This is a genomic window from Chryseobacterium pennae, from assembly GCF_003385515.1.
Classification (GTDB): Bacteria; Bacteroidota; Bacteroidia; order Flavobacteriales; family Weeksellaceae; genus Chryseobacterium; species Chryseobacterium pennae.
In genome coordinates, this window is record NZ_QNVT01000018.1 from 71,900 (window position 1) to 95,396 (window position 23,497).

19 protein-coding genes are annotated in these 23,497 nt (G+C 36.1%); 4 read left to right on the forward strand and 15 right to left on the reverse strand.

The features are described 5' to 3' along the window. Positions 1-35 precede the first annotated feature (35 nt). From DRF65_RS17625 to DRF65_RS17635, 3 genes are all read left to right on the forward strand, one after another. Complete coding sequence (locus tag DRF65_RS17625; RefSeq protein WP_115972065.1) at positions 36-482, forward strand: GatB/YqeY domain-containing protein; 447 nt, start codon at positions 36-38, stop codon at positions 480-482. Between the two features lie 453 nt (positions 483-935). Then, complete coding sequence (locus tag DRF65_RS17630) at positions 936-1,346, forward strand: BrxA/BrxB family bacilliredoxin (protein WP_115972066.1); 411 nt, start codon at positions 936-938, stop codon at positions 1,344-1,346. 107 nt (positions 1,347-1,453) lie between these two features. Further along, positions 1,454-2,968, forward strand: a complete 1,515-nt coding sequence (locus tag DRF65_RS17635; RefSeq protein WP_115972067.1) for a GH3 auxin-responsive promoter family protein — start codon at positions 1,454-1,456, stop codon at positions 2,966-2,968. Between the two features lie 101 nt (positions 2,969-3,069). On the opposite strand, the gene DRF65_RS17640 is transcribed toward DRF65_RS17635, so the two are convergent. The 14 genes from DRF65_RS17640 to DRF65_RS17705 all read right to left on the reverse strand — a co-directional run bounded on the left by DRF65_RS17640 (position 3,070) and on the right by DRF65_RS17705 (position 17,092). After that, a complete protein-coding gene (locus tag DRF65_RS17640; protein ID WP_115972068.1) occupies positions 3,070-4,407 on the reverse strand; it encodes a M12 family metallopeptidase in 1,338 nt (445 codons plus the stop codon). A 299-nt stretch (positions 4,408-4,706) separates the two neighbouring features. Continuing rightward, on the reverse strand, positions 4,707-5,153 hold the full coding sequence (locus tag DRF65_RS17645) for a hypothetical protein (protein ID WP_115972069.1): 447 nt from the start codon (positions 5,151-5,153) through the stop codon (positions 4,707-4,709). 30 nt (positions 5,154-5,183) lie between these two features. Then, the gene (locus DRF65_RS17650) at positions 5,184-5,546 is read right to left on the reverse strand and encodes a hypothetical protein (RefSeq protein ID WP_115972070.1); all 363 of its coding nucleotides are present in this window, start codon (positions 5,544-5,546) and stop codon (positions 5,184-5,186) included. Positions 5,547-5,550: 4 nt separating this feature from the next. Beyond that, positions 5,551-6,522 carry an endonuclease/exonuclease/phosphatase family protein gene (locus DRF65_RS17655; protein ID WP_115972071.1) on the reverse strand — a complete coding sequence of 324 codons (972 nt, stop codon included), beginning with the start codon at positions 6,520-6,522 and terminating at the stop codon, positions 5,551-5,553. A 76-nt stretch (positions 6,523-6,598) separates the two neighbouring features. Further along, entirely contained in the window at positions 6,599-7,597 is a 999-nt protein-coding gene (locus DRF65_RS17660; RefSeq protein WP_228438777.1) for an endonuclease/exonuclease/phosphatase family protein, read from the reverse strand. Between the two features lie 9 nt (positions 7,598-7,606). Continuing rightward, a complete protein-coding gene (locus tag DRF65_RS17665; RefSeq protein WP_115972112.1) occupies positions 7,607-8,335 on the reverse strand; it encodes a rhomboid family intramembrane serine protease in 729 nt (242 codons plus the stop codon). A 4-nt stretch (positions 8,336-8,339) separates the two neighbouring features. Beyond that, positions 8,340-10,136 (reverse strand): DNA mismatch repair endonuclease MutL, encoded by a 1,797-nt coding sequence (gene mutL / locus DRF65_RS17670; RefSeq protein ID WP_115972072.1) that lies wholly within the window; start codon positions 10,134-10,136, stop codon positions 8,340-8,342. A 238-nt stretch (positions 10,137-10,374) separates the two neighbouring features. Beyond that, complete coding sequence (locus DRF65_RS17675; protein WP_115972073.1) at positions 10,375-11,202, reverse strand: YoaK family protein; 828 nt, start codon at positions 11,200-11,202, stop codon at positions 10,375-10,377. 32 nt (positions 11,203-11,234) lie between these two features. Beyond that, the gene (locus DRF65_RS17680) at positions 11,235-11,729 is read right to left on the reverse strand and encodes a hypothetical protein (protein WP_115972074.1); all 495 of its coding nucleotides are present in this window, start codon (positions 11,727-11,729) and stop codon (positions 11,235-11,237) included. Between the two features lie 608 nt (positions 11,730-12,337). Further along, a complete protein-coding gene (locus tag DRF65_RS17685) occupies positions 12,338-13,741 on the reverse strand; it encodes a sensor histidine kinase (protein ID WP_115972075.1) in 1,404 nt (467 codons plus the stop codon). Between the two features lie 3 nt (positions 13,742-13,744). After that, entirely contained in the window at positions 13,745-14,452 is a 708-nt protein-coding gene (locus DRF65_RS17690) for a response regulator transcription factor (RefSeq protein ID WP_115972076.1), read from the reverse strand. Positions 14,453-14,770: 318 nt separating this feature from the next. Further along, positions 14,771-15,256, reverse strand: a complete 486-nt coding sequence (locus DRF65_RS17695) for a GNAT family N-acetyltransferase (protein ID WP_115972077.1) — start codon at positions 15,254-15,256, stop codon at positions 14,771-14,773. Between the two features lie 8 nt (positions 15,257-15,264). Next, complete coding sequence (locus DRF65_RS17700) at positions 15,265-16,683, reverse strand: aminotransferase-like domain-containing protein (RefSeq protein ID WP_115972078.1); 1,419 nt, start codon at positions 16,681-16,683, stop codon at positions 15,265-15,267. A 43-nt stretch (positions 16,684-16,726) separates the two neighbouring features. Continuing rightward, positions 16,727-17,092 (reverse strand): hypothetical protein, encoded by a 366-nt coding sequence (locus DRF65_RS17705; protein WP_115972079.1) that lies wholly within the window; start codon positions 17,090-17,092, stop codon positions 16,727-16,729. A gap of 190 nt (positions 17,093-17,282) precedes the next feature. Here DRF65_RS17705 and DRF65_RS17710 point away from each other — a divergent pair, with 190 nt between their 5' ends. After that, complete coding sequence (locus DRF65_RS17710; protein ID WP_115972080.1) at positions 17,283-18,575, forward strand: DUF389 domain-containing protein; 1,293 nt, start codon at positions 17,283-17,285, stop codon at positions 18,573-18,575. A 62-nt stretch (positions 18,576-18,637) separates the two neighbouring features. Here the strand turns inward: DRF65_RS17710 and DRF65_RS17715 are convergent, their stop codons facing one another. Next, positions 18,638-23,440: a DNA repair ATPase gene (locus DRF65_RS17715; protein ID WP_115972081.1), complete on the reverse strand. Its 4,803-nt coding sequence runs from the start codon at positions 23,438-23,440 to the stop codon at positions 18,638-18,640. Positions 23,441-23,497: the final 57 nt, after the last annotated feature.

Sequence of the window (23,497 nt, forward strand, 5' to 3'; positions counted from 1 at the left end):
AGCAGCCAGCCGCCAAAAGCCAAAAGCATATAAACATGAGTTTAGAAAATATAATAAGCGAAGCAATAAAAACAGCCATGAGAGAGAAAGACAGAGTTGCTCTGGATTCTCTTCGTGCTGTAAAATCACAAATTCTTCTTTTAAAAACAGAAGCCAGAGGTGCTGAAGTTTCTGCAGAACAGGAAATTGCCATTCTTCAGAGAATGATTAAGCAGCGTAAAGATTCTTTTGAGCAGTTTTCTGCTCAGGGAAGACAAGACCTTGCGGAAGTGGAAGAAGCTCAGATGAAAGTCATTGAGAAGTTTCTACCAAAACAGCTTTCTGCAGAAGAATTAGAAACAGAAATTAAAAATATTATTTCAGAAACCGGAGCTGAATCTATTAAAGATTTAGGGAAGGTAATGGGAGCAGCCTCAAAAGCATTAGCAGGAAAATCAGACGGAAAAAGCATTTCTGAGATGGTTAAAAAGCTCCTTTCATAATGTGATCCGGGTCCTGAGGTTCGGATTGATTCCGAATGTCATAAGCTCGTATCTCATGCCATAACTAAGGATATACAACCTTTGCATATCGATTTGATTAAGAAGCCCGGGACAGTTAGTCTCGGGCTTCATTTTTTGGATATTAAAGTCTACTTGTCTTTGATTCAAAAAACTTTAAAAAAAGAGTTTAGATACGATCATATTTCAGATGGTATTAAGTGATTGATTGCTTGAGGGAAAGCCTTAAATGTTTTTTTCATGGTCGTTTGTTTTTCAGAATCATTTCAAATTTAATAATAATATTTCATTATTCCTAGTTTTATTTCATATTTTTATGAATATTATTACAATATTAATATTTGGTTAATTTTATATACCTAAACCATTCATAGTTATTATATATTGAACAAACGTAAAGAATTACGTAACTTTGTGCTGATAAAAACAAAATATATGTATCCAACAGATTTAGTAATGCCTATGAAGGCTGAACTTACAGATAAAGGTTTCCAGGATTTAACAACTCCTGCTCAGGTAGAAGACGCTATCAAGCAATCCGGAACTACATTATTGGTAATTAACTCCGTATGTGGATGTGCGGCAGGTGCTGCAAGACCGGGAGTAGTATATTCTTTAACAGGAGATAAAAAACCAGATCATTTAACGACTGTATTTGCAGGTTTTGATACAGAAGCTGTAGTAGAGGCAAGAAAACACCTTGCACCATTCCCTCCAAGTTCACCTTGCGTGGCACTTTTCAAAGATGGAGAATTGGTTCACATGCTGGAAAGACATCATATTGAAGGAAATCCTGCAGGAGCAATCGCTGCAAACCTTCAGGCTGCTTATGATGAGTACTGCTAAGATAAACAATAAACCAAATACTAAACCGTTACAGATTTTGTAACGGTTTTTTTATTTAGCTCCTTAAAAAATTCTCTAAACATTCAAATATTATTATATTTGTTGGAATGGCAACCAAAGCACTTTTTAATACTGTAGTCAACTGGTTTATCCGCCAAAGGATAGATCAGATTCAGAACTTTATGGATCATCCCATTGAGACTCAGAAGGGTATATTATTCTCCCAACTGTTTCATGCGGAAGACACAGAATATGGCAGACAGTATGGTTTTAATTCCATTTCAAGCTATCAGGACTTTAAAAATAAAGTTCCGGTTGTTACCTATGAAGAAATGGAGCCTTATATTGAAAAAGCAAGACAGGGACAAAAAGATGTAAGCTGGCCAGGACTGATTAAGCATTTTGCAAAATCCTCCGGAACAACAAATGCAAAAAGCAAATTCATCCCCATTTCTGCAGAAAGCCTTGAATATTGCCATATGAAGGCAGGGAAAGACATGGTTTCTATTTACGCCAACAATCACCCGGAAAATCAACTTTTCAACTATAAAAATTTGCGTCTGGGCGGAAGCTCTGAACTATATGCTGATTTTAACACTAAATTTGGCGATTTATCCGCTATTTTAATTGATAATCTCCCATTTTGGGTAGAAATTACCACCACACCAAGTAAGAAGGTTTCTTTAATGGGTGAATGGGAAAGCAAGCTGAAAGCCATCACCTCTGAAGTAAAAAATCAAGACGTGGGAAGTATCCTTGGAGTTCCAAGCTGGATGATGGTTCTTTTACAAAGAGTACTGAAGGAAACCAATGGAGCCAATATTTCAGAGCTGTGGCCTAATCTGGAGGTGTTTTTTCACGGCGGAATCAGTTTTAAGCCCTACAGGGAGCAATTCCATCAGATCATCGGAAAAAACATCAATTACTACGAAATTTACAATGCTTCCGAAGGTTTCTTCGGGATACAGGACAGATCCAATAGTGACGAGATGCTTCTGATGCTTGATTATGGTATATTCTACGAGTTTATTCCAATGGATGAGTTTCATTTTTCCAATCCAAAAGTAGTAAGCCTGGAAGATGTAGAGATTGGGAAAAATTACGCTATGGTCATCACTACCAACGGCGGATTATGGAGATACCTGATCGGTGATACAGTTGTATTTACCTCTATCAACCCTTTCAGAATAAAAATAACGGGAAGAACCAAGCATTACATCAATGCTTTTGGGGAAGAACTAATGATTACCAATGTAGAATCTGCTCTTTCCAAAGCCTGTGAGCTAACCGGGGCTCAGATTACAGATTTTACAGGCGCTCCTGTCTTCATGAAAGAAAATGAGGGCGGTGCCCATGAATGGATCTTTGAATTCAGCCAGCAACCGGATAACCTGGATAGTTTTGTTGATGCCTTTGATCAGCATTTAAAGAAAATCAATTCGGATTACGAAGCGAAAAGGTATAATAATATCACTCTCAGAAAACCCATCGTTCATATTGCCAAAGATAATTTATTCTATCACTGGCTGGAGTCCAAAGGAAAACTTGGCGGGCAGAATAAAGTGCCGAGATTGAGTAATGACAGGGAATATATTGATCCTTTACTAGCACTCAACAAATAAGTAAAAAATAATCATAAATACAGCCGGATAATTTCATCCGTTGAAAATAAAAATGCAGTTGAATCAACCATTCAACTGCATTTTATTTATACTTATTCTGATCAATTGGCGTTATTCAATTTAAATCTCTGTCTATCAGGAACCTGACCGGTTGTAGGATTACTCTGATCAGTTCCAACAACAAGCAATGTTCCGTTAACAGCCTGTCCGTTTCTTACTTCCAGCCTTAAACCGGAAGCATTAAGCGGTTCAAAACTATAGCCGTCATTCCCTAAATTGTATAGCTTCCATTTTTGATCATTTCCATTGGTATTTCTTCGAAATTCAACAGCTGAGCCATTTGCTGTACCACTAATTGTAAGCACTTTTGTTGCATCCCAAACAGATCTTATAGTATAATATCCATGATCTGATTTACGTAAAATAAACTTCTGGTTATTATTTACTGCAGCCTGAGACAAAACAACATTGATTTTATTCTGATCAACGGCATCTCTCTGAGACGCGATATTCAGCCCGTTGCCTAATGCAGAGGTAAAGTTATACACACCAACAATACCATCATTAACAGGAGCATATAAATGGTTAATACCATTATAATCACCATCAGAAAGACGAACTCTTTGCTTGGTAAAAAGTGACCCATCTAACCTGGTCATGACTGGAAGAGCCGGGTTTATTGCAAAATCTGTAGGTCCATACATCATTACTGATTCAAAGTCAAAATCTCCATATCCAGACATTGTAGGATCTATATTAAAATTAATTAAATATCGTTGATCCGCTCTATTTAAATTCACAATCATGTATTGCCCCCTGTCCGGTCTGCATTGTTCATGCATTATCCCCATAGAGTGCATTGTTTCATGAGCAATAATAGCAGGAACATTATAATTGTAAATATTAATGGTATTAAAGATTTGTCCGTATGCCTCACTCCCTCTCCATCCTAAAGGAGAGTTATTAGCAGATGATGAATATTGAAAATGCAGATATTCTGGCTGTGTCGTTTTTTCTACAAATTCAATTTTTGTTCTTGAAGAAATGATATTAAATGCACTGTCAAGATTTTTTTTAAACATTCCGTAGTTTGCATTGCTAAGTGTCCCCTGATCCGGAATTCTGTAGTAAACAATTCCATTAGGCCAGGTTCTTGCAAAAGACTTAGCAATAGTGCTGCGCCCATTAGTACTTCCTGCAGCTAATTGTTTTAAATAATTAAATTGGTCTGGTGAAATAATCACATCATCTGCAAAATAGTATTTTCCATCCACCTCATTAACATAAGTTGGATTACCATTAATCATCAGTTTATGGGTAATAACATTTGATTCTTGGACGCTCGTAGAGTTTGGATTCCCCGAAGTATCTTCAATTTCTGATTTACAAGAATGTAACAAAAACAGACATCCCAATAAAATTATAACTTTTTTCTTCATGTTTTTTATTAATATGTTAAACAGATGTAAATATATAAATTAACAACTTCACATTATTTAACATAATAAATTGATGGAAATACAATAAAAACACAATAAATGAACAATAAAATTCAAATATTTTAATTTTTATTAAATAAAAAAATATAAAATATTAGTATGGGGAAAAATTGATGGTATAGTTAAGAAATATTTATTTCTCTGATTCCAGTTGTAGAATTACATGGAAATGCCTATCAACGTATTTAATATATAATCACTAAACAGAAAAGCCGCAGAATAACTGCGGCTTTCTTTTTTTATTTACTTAAATCTTCTTTTAATTTTTTAGCAGCATCTTCTACTTTCGCTGCACCTTTTCGAGCAGCTTCTTTTGCATCTTTTCCAGCTTCCTGAGCCCCTGTTTTGATATCTTTTCCTACTTTATTAGCTTCAGTTTTGATATCATTACCTGCTTTGTTCAGGTCCTGTTTTGTTTTATCTGCTGTAGCATCAATTTTATCTTTAGCCTTTTGAGCAGCATTATCTATTTTATCTCCGGCCTGATCTAATTTTGCATCAACCTTTTCCTTAGCTTCGTTAACTTTCGCTGAATCAACCCCATGAGGAGAAGTTTCAGTAACTGTTGTCGTTGTGGTAGTTACAGTTCCATCTGTATTTTCCACTTGCTCTGTCTTTGTTGTTGATTTTGTGCAAGCAACAGTGAATGTAGAAATCACTAATGCCATCAGAATTTGTTTTTTCATATTGTATATTTTTAAAGATGTTTTTTGGATTTATTCTGGTTTGGTTTCAGCAGAAGGAGAAGTTTCGCCAGTTTTTTTCTTTTTCTCAGCATCTGCTTTTTTCTTTTCTTCCTCTTCTTTCTTTTTGCTTTCTTTTTCCACTTCTGCTTTAAGTTTCTTCTCTTCTTCCAAAAGCTTTTTAGCCTGTTTTACAGAGTCGAGATACTGGGGAGAAGACATTTTGATTTTACGGGCAATATCCACAGTAACAGCCCCATTGGAAAAGGAATCAACAGCAACTGTATCATAATGGATTTTTACATCCTGCTCAACGGCAAATCCAGGAGATTCTTTCTTGGAACAGGCCGTAAAAAGAAGGGCAAAAATGAATATTGCAGACAGTAAATTTTTCATGGAACTAATTTAACAGAAATTCTGCAATTACAGGATAATGATCTGACAATTTCACAGAGTGGTCTACTTTATAGCTAAGTGGAATGATTGATTTTGAACTGAAAATATAATCAATTCTTAAAGGAATTTTATAATCATGAAAACTGGAAGCACTTCCCTTTCCAGCAGTTAAAAAAGCATCCTGAAGATCTTTTCCCAAGCTATAGTATTCGTATGAATTCGGAACAGAATTAAAATCGCCGGCTAAAATTACCGGATAAGGAGAAAAATCAATTGCTTTTCTGATTTTTTTAATCTGATCTTCATGAGCCTGAAAAGTAGGAATCATATGAGAAAGAAGAGTGGATAGATTTCCAATTCCCATAGCATCCAGCTTTGTAAACATTGTTTTCTGAAGTCGGAAAGGTTCCAGATAAACATTTACAATTCTGATGATCTTTCCGTTGATGTCTACATCTGCATAGAAAGAATTCCCTCTTGAATTATCTTCTATAATCTCTGCCTGTCTTACAATCTTATGCTTTGTTTTAAGAATGACTGAAGGATATTTTACCAAATCCTGTCTCAGGGCACGGTTCGTATCTTTTTCCTGAACCAGAATAATATCCGGATCCTGTTCTTTGATATAGTTTTTTACTTTATCCCATCCATAATCGCCATATTTCACATTAAAAGTCAATACTTTGATATCCCTGATTGTTTTTACCTGATCTGTTTTGGGAGAAAAATTAACCCATCTTCTTATCGGGTTATAAAAGAGTAATGTTCCCAATGCAAAAGCAATGGCAATTTTATTTTTTTTGAAAATCCATACCAGTGTAAGAATAATGTGTGCAGATATAAGATAGGGAAAACCAAGAGAAAGCAAATTAAGGTTACCTAAAATATTAGGTGGAACCCATGCATTTCCCAATGTGCACAACAATAAAACAGCAACAGCGATATGTATAAATAGTAATATCTGATTCGACTTCATGAAAAAACGGTCTTGGTACGCATATTTTTAAGCAAAAAGCCTACCAAGCAACCAATTTTAACTATTTTTATGATTATTAATCGCTCACAGAAAATTCAGTAATGACCGGATAATGGTCTGAAATACTGACAGAACGGTCAACGACGTAAGATAGTGCCTTCAAAGATTTTGAAGAAAAAACATAATCTATCCTAAGTGGAAATTTATAATCATGAAAACTGGTAGCACTTCCTTTTCCTGATGTCATAAATGCATCTTCAAGCCCTTCTGACAGGTGATAATATTCGTAAGAATTGGGTACAGAATTAAAATCTCCTGCTACAACAACGGGATATGGAGAGTTTTCTACAGCCTCCCGGATTTTCTTCGTTTGATCCTGATGTATTTTGAAAGTAGGAATTAATTTTTTTATAACACCCTTAACTTTTCGCTCATTAGCTTCTGAATTACCATCAAGCTTGACCATCTTTTTTTCGAACTGAAATGGATAAAGATAGATATCAACAAATCTATAGGTTTTGCCTTTTATTTCAATATCTGCCTGAAGACCACTTTGTAATTCCATATTTTCATCTTCAGAAAAAAATAATTTTTCGTTAGACAGATGATACTTTGTCAGAATGGTTAAGATCCCATTCGTCTGGGTTCTGTTATAGCCTTTAAGTGTTGGATATTCCATTCCTCCATCTTCCTGTAAGAGAATAACATCTGCATCTTGAGCTTTTAGATACCTCAATACCTCTTCCTTCCCCATAAGTCCTGCTTTTATATTAAAAGACACAACTTTTATAGTGCTGGAATCGTTCTTTTTTTCGGAAGAAAAATTAACCCATCGTTTTACAGGATTAATAAAAGCTAATCCTATAAACATAAATATAAATGCTCTTTTTTTCCAGCTGATTACCCAGAATATTGTTAAAACAATATACAGGATCATCAGAACAGGAAACCCTAAAGAAAGCAGATTAAACCACGGAAATATCTTAGGTGGAACATAGGCATTCAATAAAGAGCCCAGCAATAAAAATAGGATTCCTACATGTAGGATCAGGAGTATAAGTCGGAAAATCTTCACAGGAAATAATTAATTGAATCTATACAAATGCTTTTTCCAGCTTATTGCCAAAAGCCAGCCAACTAGAGCTCCACCAACGTGAGCAAGGTGGGCAATTCCGCCTCCATTTCCGGAAATCCCAAGATATACAGAAACTACAATAACGATCGGCAAAAGATATTTTACCTTTATAGGAACCGGAATAAACATGATTCCGATTTTTGAATCAGGATATAATGTTGCAAAAGCAGCTACCACTCCGAAAATTGCTCCGGATGCTCCTACCATAGGAGTTGCTACAATTCCTTTTAAACTATCCAATAATTCTTTCTGCTTCATAATTGCCTCTGCACTTCCTGCAAATTGAACACTGGCACCGGACATATAAGCATCCACATTAAAGCCTAACTGTTGCAATTCATTGGAAAGCTGCTGAGCCTCAACAAAATTCCATAAATTAAACAGGAAGAAAGCTCCCAGACCACTTAAAAAATATAGAATCAGATATTTTTTATCGCCTAATGTCTGTTCCAGGATAGGACCAAAACTAAAAAGCGTCATCATATTGAACAAAATATGCATGATACTTCCATGCATAAACATATGGGTAATCACCTGCCACGAGTGGAAGAACGGTGAGAAAGGATAAAATCCGGCAAGATAACCGATCACCTGATTTCCCATTAAAGAGGTAACAATAAATACAATCACATTGATAATGATGATATTTCTTGTAATTGGCGGTATATTATTAAACATATTTTTAAAATTTGTTTTTAAAATCATTAAACGGAACTTCATAGAAACACCTTTTTCCATCTGGTAAAAACTCCGGGAATCCTAATGCTGTAAAGTCTTTGATTACCTGTTCCGCATCTTTTTTATAAATAAAGTCAAATCTTGATTTCGACTGCATTTTACTCCATTGGTTATGATAGTACTGCATAAACTCATCTTCTGTCTTGTAATCCAGGATCTCAAAAAGGTTCTCCAGAAACTTCATAGCTTGTGTTTCTTTCAACCCTTCAGGAAGCGAATCTATTCTCAGCACGCTTTCATGAGCAATTTTCATGTCAAACCCAATCTCAGGAAGATATTTTTTGATAGATTCGTATTTATTTTTCTCAATCTCGTTCATGTGATACTCCAAAGAGAAAAGCAGGGCATGACTATTTGTCCCTGTATTTGTTTTTCTGGTAGATTTATTATTTTCTGAAACTAACAGCCTGTGCATTCTTCCCAAATCAAGCATCAGGGTAACATCTCCTTTATTAAATAGCCAGTATCCGTTAGGCAGCCTCATCAGATCTTCATCAAAGTCCTCATCTTCAAACAGATTGATTTTTGAAGGCTCTGCAGTAATACTCTGATGATACATCTCCGTAAGATTTTGAATTTCTTCAGGATGTACTACATTTCTTTCTTCTAAAAAGGGGTTATAATCTCTATCTACAATAATTTCAGGCATTTTTATAACACCGCTACCTCCCCCATTTCCTTTACTGGGAATAGGTTTATTCATCATCTCATCCAATTCCGGATCTCTATCAAAATCAAGACTCGGAGAAACGTTATAGATTCCCAATGATCTCTTGATGGTTGAACGCAGTAAAGCAAAAATAAGATGCTCGTCCTCAAACTTCACTTCAGTTTTCTGCGGATGGATATTGACATCAATCTTCTCCGGATCCATCTCCAGATAAAGAAAGAACGACGGAACATATCCCGGCTGAAGAAGGCCTTCAAAAGCTTCCTGTACTGCTTTATTAAAATATGGACTCTTAAAATATCTTCCGTTGACAAAAAGGAACTGCTCACCTCTTGCTTTTTTCGCTCCTTCAGGTTTAGCAACAAATCCATGAAGTTTACACCAGATGATATCTTCTTTGATAGGAATTAGAAGTGGCTGCAGTTTTCTTCCGAAAACATCCACAATACGCTGCATCTGGCTTCCTTTTCTTAATCTGAAAACGGCTTCATCATCATGAAACAGAGAAAACTCCAATCCTTCATGAGCCAATGCAACACGCTGAAATTCATCAATAACGTGTCTGAATTCGATATTGTTGTTTTTAAGGAACTTTCTTCTGGCAGGAACATTATAAAAAAGGTTCTTTACCAGAAAATTTGACCCTTCTGCTGTCTGCACAGGATCCTGAAACTGGAAAACTCCACCTTCAATATATATGTTGGTGCCAATGGAGGCCTCCTTTTGTTTTGTTCTCAGCTCAACCTGTGAAACGGCAGCTATAGAAGCTAACGCTTCCCCACGGAAGCCTTTTGTTACGATCTTAAAGATATCTTCTGTTCCTCTGATTTTGGAAGTAGCATGTCTTTCAAATGCCAGTCTGGCATCTGTTTCGGACATCCCTTTTCCATCGTCTACGACCTGGATAAGGTTTTTGCCGGCATCCCTGATGATCAGTTCAATCTTTGTTGCATCTGCATCTATAGCGTTTTCCAAAAGTTCTTTCACGATGGATGCAGGTCTCTGCACCACCTCTCCCGCCGCAATTTGGTTGGCTACATGATCTGGTAAAAGCTGAATAATATCTGACATAAAAACGTAAATCAACTTACAAAAATAGTCAATGAAAACGGGAATTAAAACATTAAAACCGTGAATTAATATTTAATTATCAACATTTCAACAATACAGCTTTCAGCAAATTCTGCTCCAAACTATTTGAGATATTATCTTTTGAAGAGAACAATCCCCTATTGTTTTACATCAATAGAGGATTGAACCAGCTAGTTTATACAAAAAATAATAGTAATATTTCCCCTGCACCGGGGATTTAGTCATCAAAGACTAATTTTCTTTTCTTATTCGTTTTAGGAATCCCGTGGATCTTTTCATACAGATAAGCCAAAAGATTCGGTTTTTTATAGATCCTGTTATATCTGTACTTAGTGTTAAAGTGTCGTACATGAATTTTATATGCATCATATCCTATCACAATCATAAGGCATAAACTGATTACATAGAATACTCTAAATTCCAGGTAGTAATAGGTTAGCCCGGAGAAAACTGCTCCTAAAACATAGGCTATCATAATACTTAAAAGTAATTTTGCCCTTCCAATTAATTCTCCGTTTTTCCTGTATTTCTTTTGGGTAAACATGGAAACCAGAATCCCCAAATCGGTCGTAGTTCCCGTAAGGTGAGTCGTTTTAACCGAGAAGTTGGAAATACTTGCCGTTAAACCATTCTGCAAGCCTGTCGCAAAAAGCATCACTGCTACTAAAATTTCCGTCTCCATCAGTGTTTTTTGATAATATAATTGTCCATACACTCCTACTCCAAACAGGCATAGTATTTCCAATACCAGAGGCATTGCATGGGCAAAATATTTACTCTTTTTATTAAAATTAATCACAATGAAGTTAGACAGGAAACTTCCGAAGAAGAATAAAAAGATCCAACTTCCCATTATGCCCACCTGAGACCAGTTTCCTTTGCTGATTTCTGCGGCTAAAATCGCATAGTGACCCGTTACGTTCGATGTAAAAGAGAGAAATATAAGTAGGGATGCAATATTTATAGTACCTGCTGTAAAGGCAGTCAGCGTCCCCAACCTGATATTGTCTCCCAATGTTCTGCTGTTACTATAATTTCTTAACATTTTTTATTTTTTTAAAATTGTGTTGATGATGATTAAACCTCCACAAAGATTTCTGCCAGTCTGCCCCTTTCAGGAAGCCTTTCTCTGATTTCCAGTGTAATTTCTTCAGACTGCAGCCCTTTGCATTTTTTGATATAAGGAACAAGATCAAATTTTCCTTTTCCTTTACTTTTAATAGAGTTAGAATAATAAACTTCCTCAATTGTATTAGCCTCTACATATTGGTTAAACGTTCTTTGAAAGCTTCCTGTAAAGATGTCGCAAGTAATTTTATTAATTAAATGAGGATACTTATTCTTGATGATTTCATAGCCATCGCAAAACTCTACAGGTCTGATCTTGTTGAAAATTGTTGTTTTCGTATTGAATAAAAGATCTCTGATAGAATCTCCTGAATCATATCCTGAAACCAGAAGGATATCATACTGGTTCTGGTCTTCAGAAGCGTCTTTTTCTCTCAGAACTTTTTTCAGTATGTTTAATGACTCAAGAGAGTAATCTGTTGCAATTAAAATTGTTTTAGCCATGTTCTTATTATTTTGTATTGTGTTTATCTTTTTTGATGATACAAAACTAGAGCGGCAAGATTAGAAGTTCTTTGGAACGGAATTAAAATGTCATTAAAGAGATTAAAATGAGATTAGAAAATTGTTAATAGCTATTAATATAAGAAGAAACGGCTTAGAGGAAAACAATGCAAAATATTTACTATCAATAAATTACATCAATATTGTCAAATTTCATCGTAGATAAAATCTTTGCGCCTTAAAAGCGTACACCATGTTAAAAATCTTGCGACTTTGCGTTTTTCCAAAAGCAATCAGCATTTTAAAGCTATATCCAATCAATGAGCAAAATCAGCAGTGGAAAAAATCTTAATTATGTTGGAAACGCAAAGGCGTAAGGATTTAAATAGAAAATGGCTTTTAAGGCGCAAGAAAATCAAAGATTTTCAGCAAGTGCATATTTTAAAAGCAACATTCTAATGTGGTCTAATTTTTCTAACCACATTTACTTTACAGGTAACGTAAAAATGATAAAAACGGTGGAGTGTGAGCCTTTAAAAGGTCATTAACATTGAAACATCAATCTAAAGTTCTTCAAGAAAACCTTTGCCTACTTTTTACCTTCAGATTTACATGGTTTCTTTTTGTGTACTGTAAAAGTTGGGAAAACGCATCTGTACGGTAGTTCCCTGATTTTCATTTGACGTAACAATCAGTTCACCATGGTGCATTCTTACAATATTTCTGGCCAATGGGAGCCCTATTCCATACCCTTCGTAATTATTGGTATTGGAAGCCCTGAAGAAAGGATCATAGATTTTATTCATTTCCGATTGAGGAATTCCGATTCCGTTATCTTTCACAATGATATAAACATCTGCATCTGTTGCCCCCAAAGAAACTTTAACCTGCTGAAAATTAGAATATTTACAGCCATTACTGATAATATTGGCAACAGCAAGATGTAGAAGCTGCTCATTTCCCTGTACTTTCAGTTTTTTAGGATTATCAGGAAGCATACTGATATCCAGATAGATATTATTTCTGGAATCAATTTTTCTCAGGGTTTCAATAACATCCCAAAGCAACTGATCCATTCTTACTTTATCCATTTTCTGGATCTTCCCATCAAAACCTGTTTGCGCAATCATTAATAAGGCTTTAATCTTTCTGTCCAGTTTTTCAGCTTCATCCAGAATGATTTCAAGGGTTTCTTTATACTCTTCCGGTGTTCTGCTTATAGAAAGAGCAACATCAGCTTCCCCCATAATTGAGGTAAGCGGAGTTCTCAATTCATGAGAAACATTTCCGATCAGATGATTCTGGGTCTCAAAAGATGTTTCAATACGGTTAAGCATTCCGTTGAAGGTATCTACCAATTCATTCAGTTCCTTATTATCAGGTTGTCGCTCCAGTCTCAGGTGAAGATTTTCCGAGCTGATCTCTTTTACTTTTCCTGTAATTTTAAGAATAGGTTTAAAGAGTGTTTTCGAAAGATAAAATGAAAAGATCATGCTGAAGAACAATGATAATACAATACAGGTAAGTAGTGTTCTTTTTAAAAATCCAAGGTAGTAAATTACATAGTGGTTTTTGGCTGAAGCAATAGCAATATAATCTTTATCATCATATTTAAAGCTCTGCCCGATATAATAGAATTCTTTATCATTATAGTTATCCTCTCCTTTTTTGAGAACATTTTTAAAGAAATAATCGGGAATATGAACTTCCTGAGAAATCTTCTTGAAGTTAGAATCCGTAGGAACAGCAAAAACATAGTCTTTTTCCATTGGAAGCTCTTCATCATTCAGGTTACTGAGAATATAGTTTTCGGGAAGATCAAGATGCCCCTTACTTTTTTCTATCTGAATAATAGTAGCAGTACGGATCTTTAAAAGCTCATAAAACCTCTGATGGGAAAAGTTAACGATTGAAAAATAAACCAAACCACTGAACAACAGAACAATGACGGTAAAAACCAACATTAAAAGTACCATCGTCTTGGTCTGATTTGTAATTACTTTATTAAACATCTATTATGTTTTTTTCAGAACATACCCCATTCCTATAACAGTATGAATCAATTTGTTATCATCCCGGTCATCCAGCTTCTTTCTTAAATAATTCACATATACATCTACCACATTGGTTCCCAGCTCATAATTTACCCCCCAGACAGCATCCAGAATTTCGGCTCTGGAAATTACTTTTTCCGGGTTATTAAGGAAATAAAGTAACAGCTTGTACTCAGTAGACGTAAGGGTAATTTCTTCTCCGGAGCGGGTCACCTTTTTGGTGTAATCATTTACTGTTAAATCTGAAAACTGAAAAACATGCTCATTATCCGGTTCTGATTCTGTAATTTCCTGAGGGCCATTGTTATGACTTCTTCTCAGAAGTGATTTAACACGGGCAACCAGTTCGATGAATTTAAATGGCTTCACCAGGTAATCATCACCTCCGCTCTCTAATCCCAGAACAATATTTTCAGAAGTTCCCAAAGCGGTTAAAAATAAAATCGGAACACTCTGATTCGTTTTTCTGATCTCCTTACAGACATCCAATCCGTTCATTTCCGGCAGCATAATATCTAAAATCACCAAATCGAAGTCATTGGCCTGTACCAGCTGTACACCGGTACGCCCGTCAAAAGCCACGGAAATTTCATATCCGTTTTCCTGAAGTCCCTTTTTAATAAAAGATACTACACTGGTTTCGTCTTCGATGAGAATTATTTTTTTCATAAATGAAATAAGGAGTTTTACAAAAATAGGGAAATTTTATTGGGCGAAGAGTATTAGGAGGAAAAGCTTTTTAGACAGGAAGACGGAGGCTGGAAGCTGGAGGTTTCTTAAAGACCATGTAGAACTGAAGAATATTTATTGAGGTTTTTAACACAGCGTACTCAAAGAATTTAAAAAAATATATGTAAAGGCATTTCATTCAGCTACGGATTGTGTATCCAGCCCCTATGATCTAAAAATAAAACAGTAAAACAATTAGAGTTAAATTTTGATATTGGAACAAGGATATGATTATCCGAGTTCCAATATTTTTTTTGCCTATGACTTAAGGTCCAGCTCCATCTGCACATCTACACGGTCGTAACCCGGATTGGTAATTTCAGTATGCTTAAACCCTAGTTTTTCATATAACTTTATAGCAGGAACCAATATAGAATTGGTTTCCAGAAAGATTTTTTCTGCTTTTAATTCTCTGGCTTTTTCAACAAGAGCATTTCCGAGCAGATACCCGATTTTCTTTCCCTGTGCTTTAGGACTTACTGCCATTTTAGACAGTTCAAAAGCAAGAGGTTCTTCCTGCGCTCTCACTAAAGCACACGTCCCTACTGCTTCACCATTCAACAAGGCAAAAGCAATATATCCGCCTTTGTTGATAATGTACTCTTCAGGAGTATCAAGCAATTTATAATCACTGGACTCCATCACAAAGAATGTTTTGATCCATTCTTCGTTTAAAGTCTTAAAAGCCTCTTTGTATTGAGGTTCATAACTTATAATTTTTACTTCATTATTCATATCATTCATCTCTTAGTTTAATATATTCTGTTTTTTATCATTTTCCCCAGTTTTTCGAGATCGCTTTCTACACGGTCTGTCCATTCCAGGGCATAATTTAATCGCATACAGTTTTGATACTGATTGTATTGTGAAAACATTCTTCCCGGAGCAAAGTTTACTTTCTGGCTAACTGCTTCATCATAAAGATCTTCAGTGCATATTCTTTTATCCAGTTCCAGCCATAACATAAATCCTCCTTTTGGTTCTGAAATCTTGGTATTATCCGGAAAATACTGTGTTACCGACTTCTGAATCTGAAGATAGTTGGCATAAAGCTTTTTTCTGAACATCCTCAAATGATGATCGTAACGCCCATGTTCAAGGAAATCAGCGATCACATCTGAAAATAAAGACGGGCCGGAAACAGTCTGTACCAATTTTTGTCTGATAATCTTTTCTTTAAATTTTCCCGGAGCTACCCAACCTACCCGATATCCCGGAGCTAAAGTCTTAGATACTGAACCTACCCACATTACAATGCCTGCCTCATCATAAAATTTGCAGGGTTTTGGCCTTCCTGCTCCGAAATAAATGTTTCCATAAACATCATCTTCCACTAATGGAACATTATGCTCAGTAAGCATTCTTACCAGTTCTTTCTTATTTTCATCCGGCATCTGAAAGCCTAAAGGATTATTGTAATTCACAACAAAACAACAGGCTGAAAGTTTCGGCATTACCTTTTTTAAAGCATCCAGATCTATTCCGGTAATAGGATGGGTAGGAATTTCCACGGCCTTCAATCCCAGCAACTGGATAGCCTGAAGAATTCCAAAATAAACAGGACTTTCTACCGCTACATAATCTCCCGGCTGGGTAACAGCCATCAGACAGTTGTACACTCCGTTCATAGCACCGGAAGTAATGACCAGATCATCTTCAGTAATTCGTCCTTCCATCACAATAGACCACTTGGCAATTTCCCTCCTGAGGCTTACATTTCCCTGCACCGGCTCATAATTGGTTCCGCTGTCATTCTTCCGCTTCATTACGTCAATCATGCACTTCTTCATCTTAGCAACAGGAAGAAGGCTTTTTCCGGGAATTCCTAACGCAAACTGCGTCATATCTGTTCCTCCAATGGCCCCAAACACTTTTCCGATAAGATCTTCCGGGCTGTTCTTCTCTTCCGAAACCTTCATTTTAGCCACAGAAGGTAACGCCAGCTTTCTTTGAGAGGTCTGGCTCACATAATATCCATATTTCGGGCGTGATTCTACAAGCGAACGGCTTTCAAGCTCCATATAAGCCTGTTTTACAGTATTTAAACTAACATTATATAGTTTTTGAGCACTTCTCAGCGAGGGCAATCTGTCTCCAAACTGCAAGGTCTCACTTTTGATCTGTTCAGTGACAGAATTGGCTATTTTAAGATACAGAACATCTTTAGGCATTGATCACAGTTTTAAGTAAAAATACAATTTTATCCCTGTTTTATTACATATTCAGCCAGCTGATCATCTTTTGGATGCTGCTTTTTAGCTGCTCTGGATTCCGGAAGTTAGGAGTATTATTCTTTTTAAAATAGCTCTCCACTTGTGAGATAAAGTTCTTTTTTTCTAAACCCTGGATCCCTGGTTTATCATAAGCCTTAAAAGCAATTCCGCCTTTTTCCTTGATGACCAGGCTCGCAAATGCAATCACCTCATCTTTCTTTTTAGCCAGAAGGAAGGGAATTCCAAATTCTGAATTCACTTTTCCGGTATTCTGTGCCTGCAGAAATATATTTTTTAGCACCAACATGTCTGAAATATAAACTTCTGCATATTGAAGCTGTTCCTGATATTGAACGTTGGTTTCCATAGTATTTCTTTTTTAATACAACAAAATTATGGAGTCTTTGAGTTTGGACACAGATACAGAAGTATTGAATATTGTGGGTACAGATTGTATATTAACAAGTTCCTGCTGTAATGAAAATTTTAACGCTTTCGTATAAAATAATCTATAAATATGTATTTTTATTTTTCGAATCTAAACAAGTAAATAAACCATGACGAGAAAATTTTTGAGATTTATTAATCTTCATTTCGGGGAAGAAGATAAAGAGAAAGTCCTTGAGAATATCACCGATAATATCTCTTTCCGGGGCTCGAATCTATGGATTTTGGCATGTGCTATTGTTATTGCATCTGTGGGGCTTAATGTAAACTCTACGGCAGTCATTATCGGGGCAATGCTTATATCCCCTCTTATGGGGCCTATAGTGGGAGCTGGGTTTGCCTTGGGTACCTATAATTTTCAATTACTTAAAAGATCGGTCAAGAACCTTCTTATTGCAACAATAGTTAGTTTATTGGTATCTTTTATCTATTTTTTCTTAAGTCCTTTTAAAGAAACTCAATCTGAGCTATTAGCCCGTACATCCCCGAATATTTACGATGTCTTGATTGCTTTTTTTGGTGGTCTTGTTGGGGTTATAGCCATTACACGAGTGAAACAAGGTAATCCAATACCGGGAGTTGCTATTGCTACTGCATTAATGCCACCTCTCTGTACGGCAGGATATGGGCTTGCTATAGGAAACTGGAGCTATTTTGCAGGGGCATTTTATCTTTACACCATCAATTGCTTTTTCATTTGCATTGCAACCTTTCTTATTATCAAATACCTGAAATATGAGCCTATTGAACTGATAGACAGAAAATACGAAAGACACATACGATACGGAATAACAGCATTGATTATTATTATGATTGTACCAAGCTCTTATTTGGCTTATAATCTTCTGAATCAGAAAAAGTTTACACAAAATATTGATCAGTTCATCAATAATGAGTTTACTCAAAAAGGATATACCATCATTTATAAAAAGATCAACTACAATTCTTATCCAAAAACAGTAGAATTAGCCTTTCTATCTAAAAAATTTGGTAAGAATGAGATGGATACGATTAATAAAAAGCTTCTAAATCTGGGAATTGCCAACACTAGATTAGTGATTAAGCAGGATGCTACTGATATTAAATCCGAAATACTTAACGAAATTGGGCAACGGAATAATGTATTGTCTGAAAAAGACCTTGTCATCAACCAATTAAGACAACAATTGGATAAATACACAGTAAAAGACTCAAGCCTTATTAAGGAAATACATATCTTATTTCCGGATTTTAACCATATTTCTATTGGTAAAGTAACCAATTTCCCTAACACAGACAGAGCCAATGTAAGCACCGTAATCCTTTATAGGTCTGAAAAAGAAGAAAAGGAGCAAGAGGAAAAAATGCAACAATGGCTCTCGGAAAAGTTATCCGATAAAAATGCTAAAGTTATTCGTCAATAAATATTAATAAAACAGCACCCATATATACAGGGTGCTGTTTTACTTTTATGATAAAGTAAGGTTTACTCTACTTTTTTCAAAGCTTCTTTAATTCCTTCCAGCCCGTCTCCGAATTGGGCCAGCAAAGCTACAATCTGAGACATTCTATCATTTTCTCCCAGCCCTTTTAAAGTTTTATTTTTTATAAAAGTCTTCTTAATCTCTTCCCAACGTTCTGTTTCCTCTTCTTGGAGGATACCCATCAATTCTTTCAACTTCAGCATATTCGATTCTGCACCTGTTGTCAGCGTCTGAGATTCATTCTGATAATGGTTCAGTATGATCTGGATCACTTCATTTTCCTTTAAAATAGGCTGAATCTGAGTAATCAGTTTATTCATATTACGATAGGATCCCTGAAGCTTGAACGGAGGTTCATTTCTGTAATCATCAGACATTGCTGCTGAAGCAATATATTCTTTGTTGACCTTCAGAATCATATTTCTGACCATGATGGTATTTTTCAGTACCGCTCTGAAGTCTGATATTTCATTGGAACTGAAATTTCCTTTCAGATTGTCTGCAGGATTATCGGTTACCACACAATCATAGAGCTCGTAAAGATTTTCCATTCCCGGCTGGGTCAGTCTGGTCAGATATTCATTGGACATCAGCGAGTTTTCAATGAGGCTGAGATCAAAAAGGTTTGTTTTTGAGCCGGATATTTCTCCTAAATTGTAAGTATCTGAACGGTTCGCCAGCATATCAGGAATTTTAAATTTCTCACCGCTTTCCGTATATGGATTTCCTGCCATGACCAGACAGAATCTTTTCGAGCGGAGATCATACGTTTTACTTTCTCCGTTATAGATTCCTTCAATTTTTCTCTGTCCATCAGCAAGTGAAATAAACTTCTGAAGGAATTCAGGGTTACAATGTTGAATATCATCAAGATACAACATCACATTATCTCCCATTTCCAAAGCAAGGTTCAGTTTCTCCAATTCCTGTCTTGCGCCTGCATTTCTGGCTTCTGCCGGATCTGTGGAAACGATATCATAGCCTAATGAAGGGCCATTGATCTTCATAAACACCAGTCCCATACGTTCTGCCATATATTCCATCAGGGTGGTTTTACCATATCCCGGAGGGGATACCAGAAGAAGCATTCCCATTCTGTCTGTTCTCTTATCTGAACCCACTGTTCCCAACTGTTTCGCAAGGTTAGCTCCAATCAAAGGAAAATAAACATCATTAATCAGTTTATTTCTGACAAATGAACTTAATATCTGTGGTTGGAAAGTATCCAGCTTCAGTGCTTTTTTCTTTTCATTCACCCAGCTGTATTTCAATTCCTGAAGTCTTTTATATTTCGGAACAGTAACGGTATTAAAATGACTTAGCCTGGATACAAATTCAAAATAATTCAGATTGTATTCTGTCTCTTTTTCAAGGGATTTCAAACCTTTAATTACGGCTTCATAGGAAACGCTTCTGATATTTTTCGGATCAAATTTCTGGGTAATGATAAAGCCAAGAACCTCATCTATGATATTTTTCTCCGCATTCGGATCAAAGGCTTTTAATGCTCCTTCCGCAATATAATAACATGCTGAAGGATACTGATACATAGCCTGTATCTGAACCAAAAACTCCAGATCTTTCCCTTTTTCCTTAAGTTCTTTTAAAAATAATCCATACAGTGCCCCTGCTTTTTCCGAAATCAGGAAATTTTCCTTGTCTTCCTGTTTCAGATATACTGCCGCATTGATATAATCTGTCTCTGTAAAAATACCATTCACTGATGCAAATGATTTCATTTCTTCTGCCAGCTCTTTGCTTAGGTAATCAAATCCTTGTTTTACGGCAAAAGATTGTGAAATAATTGCTGTAGCTGCAAACTGTTTGGCGTAATATTCTTTTCTTTCAGGATTCAGGAAAAACCAGAACAGCTGTGCTAACCCTCTTTCCTGAGCTGTAAACCTCATCAGTCCTAATTCATTATGTACTTGCTGAAGCTTCGTAACAATAATCTGGGCGTCTTTGTCATGAATTCCTTTTACCAGCCCTTCCCCAAAATGTTCTGCTGTAAACTGCTGAACCACCTGCTCATTCTGCTGTTCTGTAACAAGCTCTTTATGGTTGGAAAATACATTCCAGGCAAGGTATTCAAATCGTTTTACATGGGTATTTTCTGAAACAAATTCCTGGTTCCAGACTTCTTTGAACTCATCAACTGTAGGAAAGTTCAGAGGTTCATAGAAGCTAGTTCCGGTAAGGTGATAGTAATATTGTGCATTCTTCAGCACAAGAGTAAGATCCAGTTTCTGTTGATTGACCGCAAATTTATAATCTCCTAATGCTATAACGCTTTCACCATCTACATAGATCTCTTTTTTATCTTTAAGCTTTCTTACAGATTCCTGCTGACTTGTTTTTAAAAGAGTCTGAATCTCTTCTGATTTTGCAGAATCTTCTAATTCTGCCAATTGTCTTGCAAGATCCCTCACTTTTTCCACCATCAGATCTGAGGCAAAATACCCGTTGATCTCATTTTCTGAATCAAAGGATTCTGCTTTGGTCTGAACGGATTTCAGGATTCTTTGCGCCGCATCAAAGAGACTTTGAGTTCTTTTGTTTCTTGATTCTGTAAGTTGTACTCTTTTATTCTGGAAATGTCCGTAGACTTCTTCTCTTTTGGTTCCTATCTGCTGGATAAACTCATCAAAATCAATAAATTTAGTTTCCATCTCTTCCAACTGAATGGAAAGTTTGGTCAGATATTCATCACATTTCTCCGGAGTCTGTGAAAGTTCCAGAAAATTAATCACAGACTGATCAAATAATGTAATCTGGGCCTGGAAATCTGAAGCCAGTTCTTTTCCTGAAATTTCCCTTTTTCTTTTGCTGAGTTCAAGTCTCTCCTGATTCAAACGGGCAAAGATTAAGGATATATTTTCGATAATCTGAGTGGACTGAGAGGTATCTTCAATTTTAAGATTATTAACGATATCTACCAACAGCTCCAATTGTCCGGATAATACGTTGATATTCTCATCGATGGTTTTGGCATCAATAGCCTTCTGTAGCGCAACAATATCCTCTGAAATTGTCTGAGCTTTCTCCTCATAAGGCAATAGAGCGCCTTCCTGCAGCAGAAAATTCACACAGGCATTGGAAAGTTCGGTATAACGGTCTGAAAGAGCTTTTTCCAGGGAATCCAATAAAGCTGTATCTGCATATTTCAGCTCTCTGGCTCCTGTTACTTCTCCTCTTAACGCCCTGATTTGTGAAAGAGCATCAATATATTCTGTAAGCTGGGAATAATGAAGCCTTTTGGTATCATCAAGGATCTTATCACAGGACTGTTTTATTTTTTCTAAGGCTTCTTCTGTGTTTTTCCTCTGCTCAACTACTTTTTCATATTCGTTGATCGCTGAATGGGCAATTTTACGAATTTCTTTTAGCGGCTGATCCAGTTTCTGAACTTCATTTTCACCCAAAAAGTAATAATTATCCAGAATAAAAGTGGAAAGCTTTACAATATCATCGTATAATCCGCTGTAGGAATCTTTTTTATTCAGAAGCGTGATAAGCTCCTGGCTTTCTGCCATTACTCTTACAATATCTTTGTTTCCGATCTTGTAAATCAGACTGTCGGCTTTTTCGGCATTCGGCTGTAGCTCTTTGGAGAAAGGAGTCTGCCAGATTTGGGTCAGATGGTGCTTAGTTGTTTCAATACTCTCCCGAAGATAGATCAGTTTTCCATCATTGAGAAGCGAAAAACCGCTGCATCGGATGGGTGTTTCTATCGTTTGGGTGATGATATTATAAGAAATCAGCTGATAGTTATTCGTTTTATCATCATAGAAAACATACAAGAAGTTTTCTCCGTTGGGTTCTATAACGGTTTTCAGGTAATACAGTCTGTTCTGTTCCTGTGAAATCACCTTTAACCCACCGGTCTGTAATGCATATCCGTTTGAAAATAGTACTCCCTGATTTTCTGGCAGCAGCAAACCTGAATATTTAAGAGCATCAGCTCTTGAAACGGTTTTTTCTTTATGGTTATAAATGAAATAGCGTTCTGTTTCCTGGTAAGGTTTTATTTTAAACAAAACAAGGTTATCGAGGTCGCAGAAATGGATCTCGGCATCATCGAGGTTTTGATCTTTATGAATTACATCTTCGGAATAGATTCCTTTTCCCGTGTCTGTATTATCTTCAACCTTAATGGTAATATCTCCACCGATGCTTTCTACGAAAACCTTATCAGCCAGTGAAATATGCGGATGTTTTCCGGATCGCTGCATATCTCTTGTCGCTTTTGTCCATGCAAAACCATGCTGAGGCGGGTATGATGTTTCTGAAGCGCTTCTGGAATCTACATAAATAAGCTGATTATCTTTAATCAACCATTTGAACGCTTTAATATCTGTAGTGCTTTCTGAAAGCTGGAACACCATATAAAGATAGTTCTCTGTAAAACTAAATCGGGCAAAGAAGGTATTCCTGTAGTATTTGTAAAGATTTTTAAACTCATCAATAAAGATCTCATCATTGATAAGAGCATAATCCTGAGGTTCAAACCTATTTTTATTGATTTTATAAACGGAAAAAACATCCGAAATATTGATTTCAGTCTGTAGGCCTAAATGCGCATTGGAGCCAAATATCAAATGGTCACCTAAAGAATAAATATCCTTGGCAATACAGCTATGTTCTGTGGAAATCCTTTCATTGGCAATCAACGAAAAATCTATTCTACCGAAGATATTTTTACGGTCTTCATTAAGCTGCTGAAGCCTTTGTATAAGGTCATTCTTCTGCTCATTCAGACGGTTCTGAATAATTTCGTAAGTTCCGGAATTAAGTTTTTCTGACATAGTGTTGGATTAGATGGTCATCACTGCTGCTGTACAGCAGATCTTTGGGTAGAACTT

Bases quoted from the DNA above. Each gene is read 5' to 3' on its own strand.
- DRF65_RS17625 (WP_115972065.1), top strand. From the start codon at position 36: ATGAGTTTAGAAAATATAATAAGCGAAGCAATAAAAACAGCCATGAGA.
- DRF65_RS17630 (WP_115972066.1), top strand. From the start codon at position 936: ATGTATCCAACAGATTTAGTAATGCCTATGAAGGCTGAACTTACAGAT.
- DRF65_RS17635 (WP_115972067.1), top strand. From the start codon at position 1,454: ATGGCAACCAAAGCACTTTTTAATACTGTAGTCAACTGGTTTATCCGC.
- DRF65_RS17640 (WP_115972068.1), bottom strand. From the start codon at position 4,407: ATGAAGAAAAAAGTTATAATTTTATTGGGATGTCTGTTTTTGTTACAT.
- DRF65_RS17645 (WP_115972069.1), bottom strand. From the start codon at position 5,153: ATGAAAAAACAAATTCTGATGGCATTAGTGATTTCTACATTCACTGTT.
- DRF65_RS17650 (WP_115972070.1), bottom strand. From the start codon at position 5,546: ATGAAAAATTTACTGTCTGCAATATTCATTTTTGCCCTTCTTTTTACG.
- DRF65_RS17655 (WP_115972071.1), bottom strand. From the start codon at position 6,522: ATGAAGTCGAATCAGATATTACTATTTATACATATCGCTGTTGCTGTT.
- DRF65_RS17665 (WP_115972112.1), bottom strand. From the start codon at position 8,335: ATGTTTAATAATATACCGCCAATTACAAGAAATATCATCATTATCAAT.
- mutL (WP_115972072.1), bottom strand. From the start codon at position 10,136: ATGTCAGATATTATTCAGCTTTTACCAGATCATGTAGCCAACCAAATT.
- DRF65_RS17675 (WP_115972073.1), bottom strand. From the start codon at position 11,202: ATGTTAAGAAATTATAGTAACAGCAGAACATTGGGAGACAATATCAGG.
- DRF65_RS17680 (WP_115972074.1), bottom strand. From the start codon at position 11,729: ATGGCTAAAACAATTTTAATTGCAACAGATTACTCTCTTGAGTCATTA.
- DRF65_RS17685 (WP_115972075.1), bottom strand. From the start codon at position 13,741: ATGTTTAATAAAGTAATTACAAATCAGACCAAGACGATGGTACTTTTA.
- DRF65_RS17690 (WP_115972076.1), bottom strand. From the start codon at position 14,452: ATGAAAAAAATAATTCTCATCGAAGACGAAACCAGTGTAGTATCTTTT.
- DRF65_RS17695 (WP_115972077.1), bottom strand. From the start codon at position 15,256: ATGAATGATATGAATAATGAAGTAAAAATTATAAGTTATGAACCTCAA.
- DRF65_RS17700 (WP_115972078.1), bottom strand. From the start codon at position 16,683: ATGCCTAAAGATGTTCTGTATCTTAAAATAGCCAATTCTGTCACTGAA.
- DRF65_RS17705 (WP_115972079.1), bottom strand. From the start codon at position 17,092: ATGGAAACCAACGTTCAATATCAGGAACAGCTTCAATATGCAGAAGTT.
- DRF65_RS17710 (WP_115972080.1), top strand. From the start codon at position 17,283: ATGACGAGAAAATTTTTGAGATTTATTAATCTTCATTTCGGGGAAGAA.
- DRF65_RS17715 (WP_115972081.1), bottom strand. From the start codon at position 23,440: ATGTCAGAAAAACTTAATTCCGGAACTTACGAAATTATTCAGAACCGT.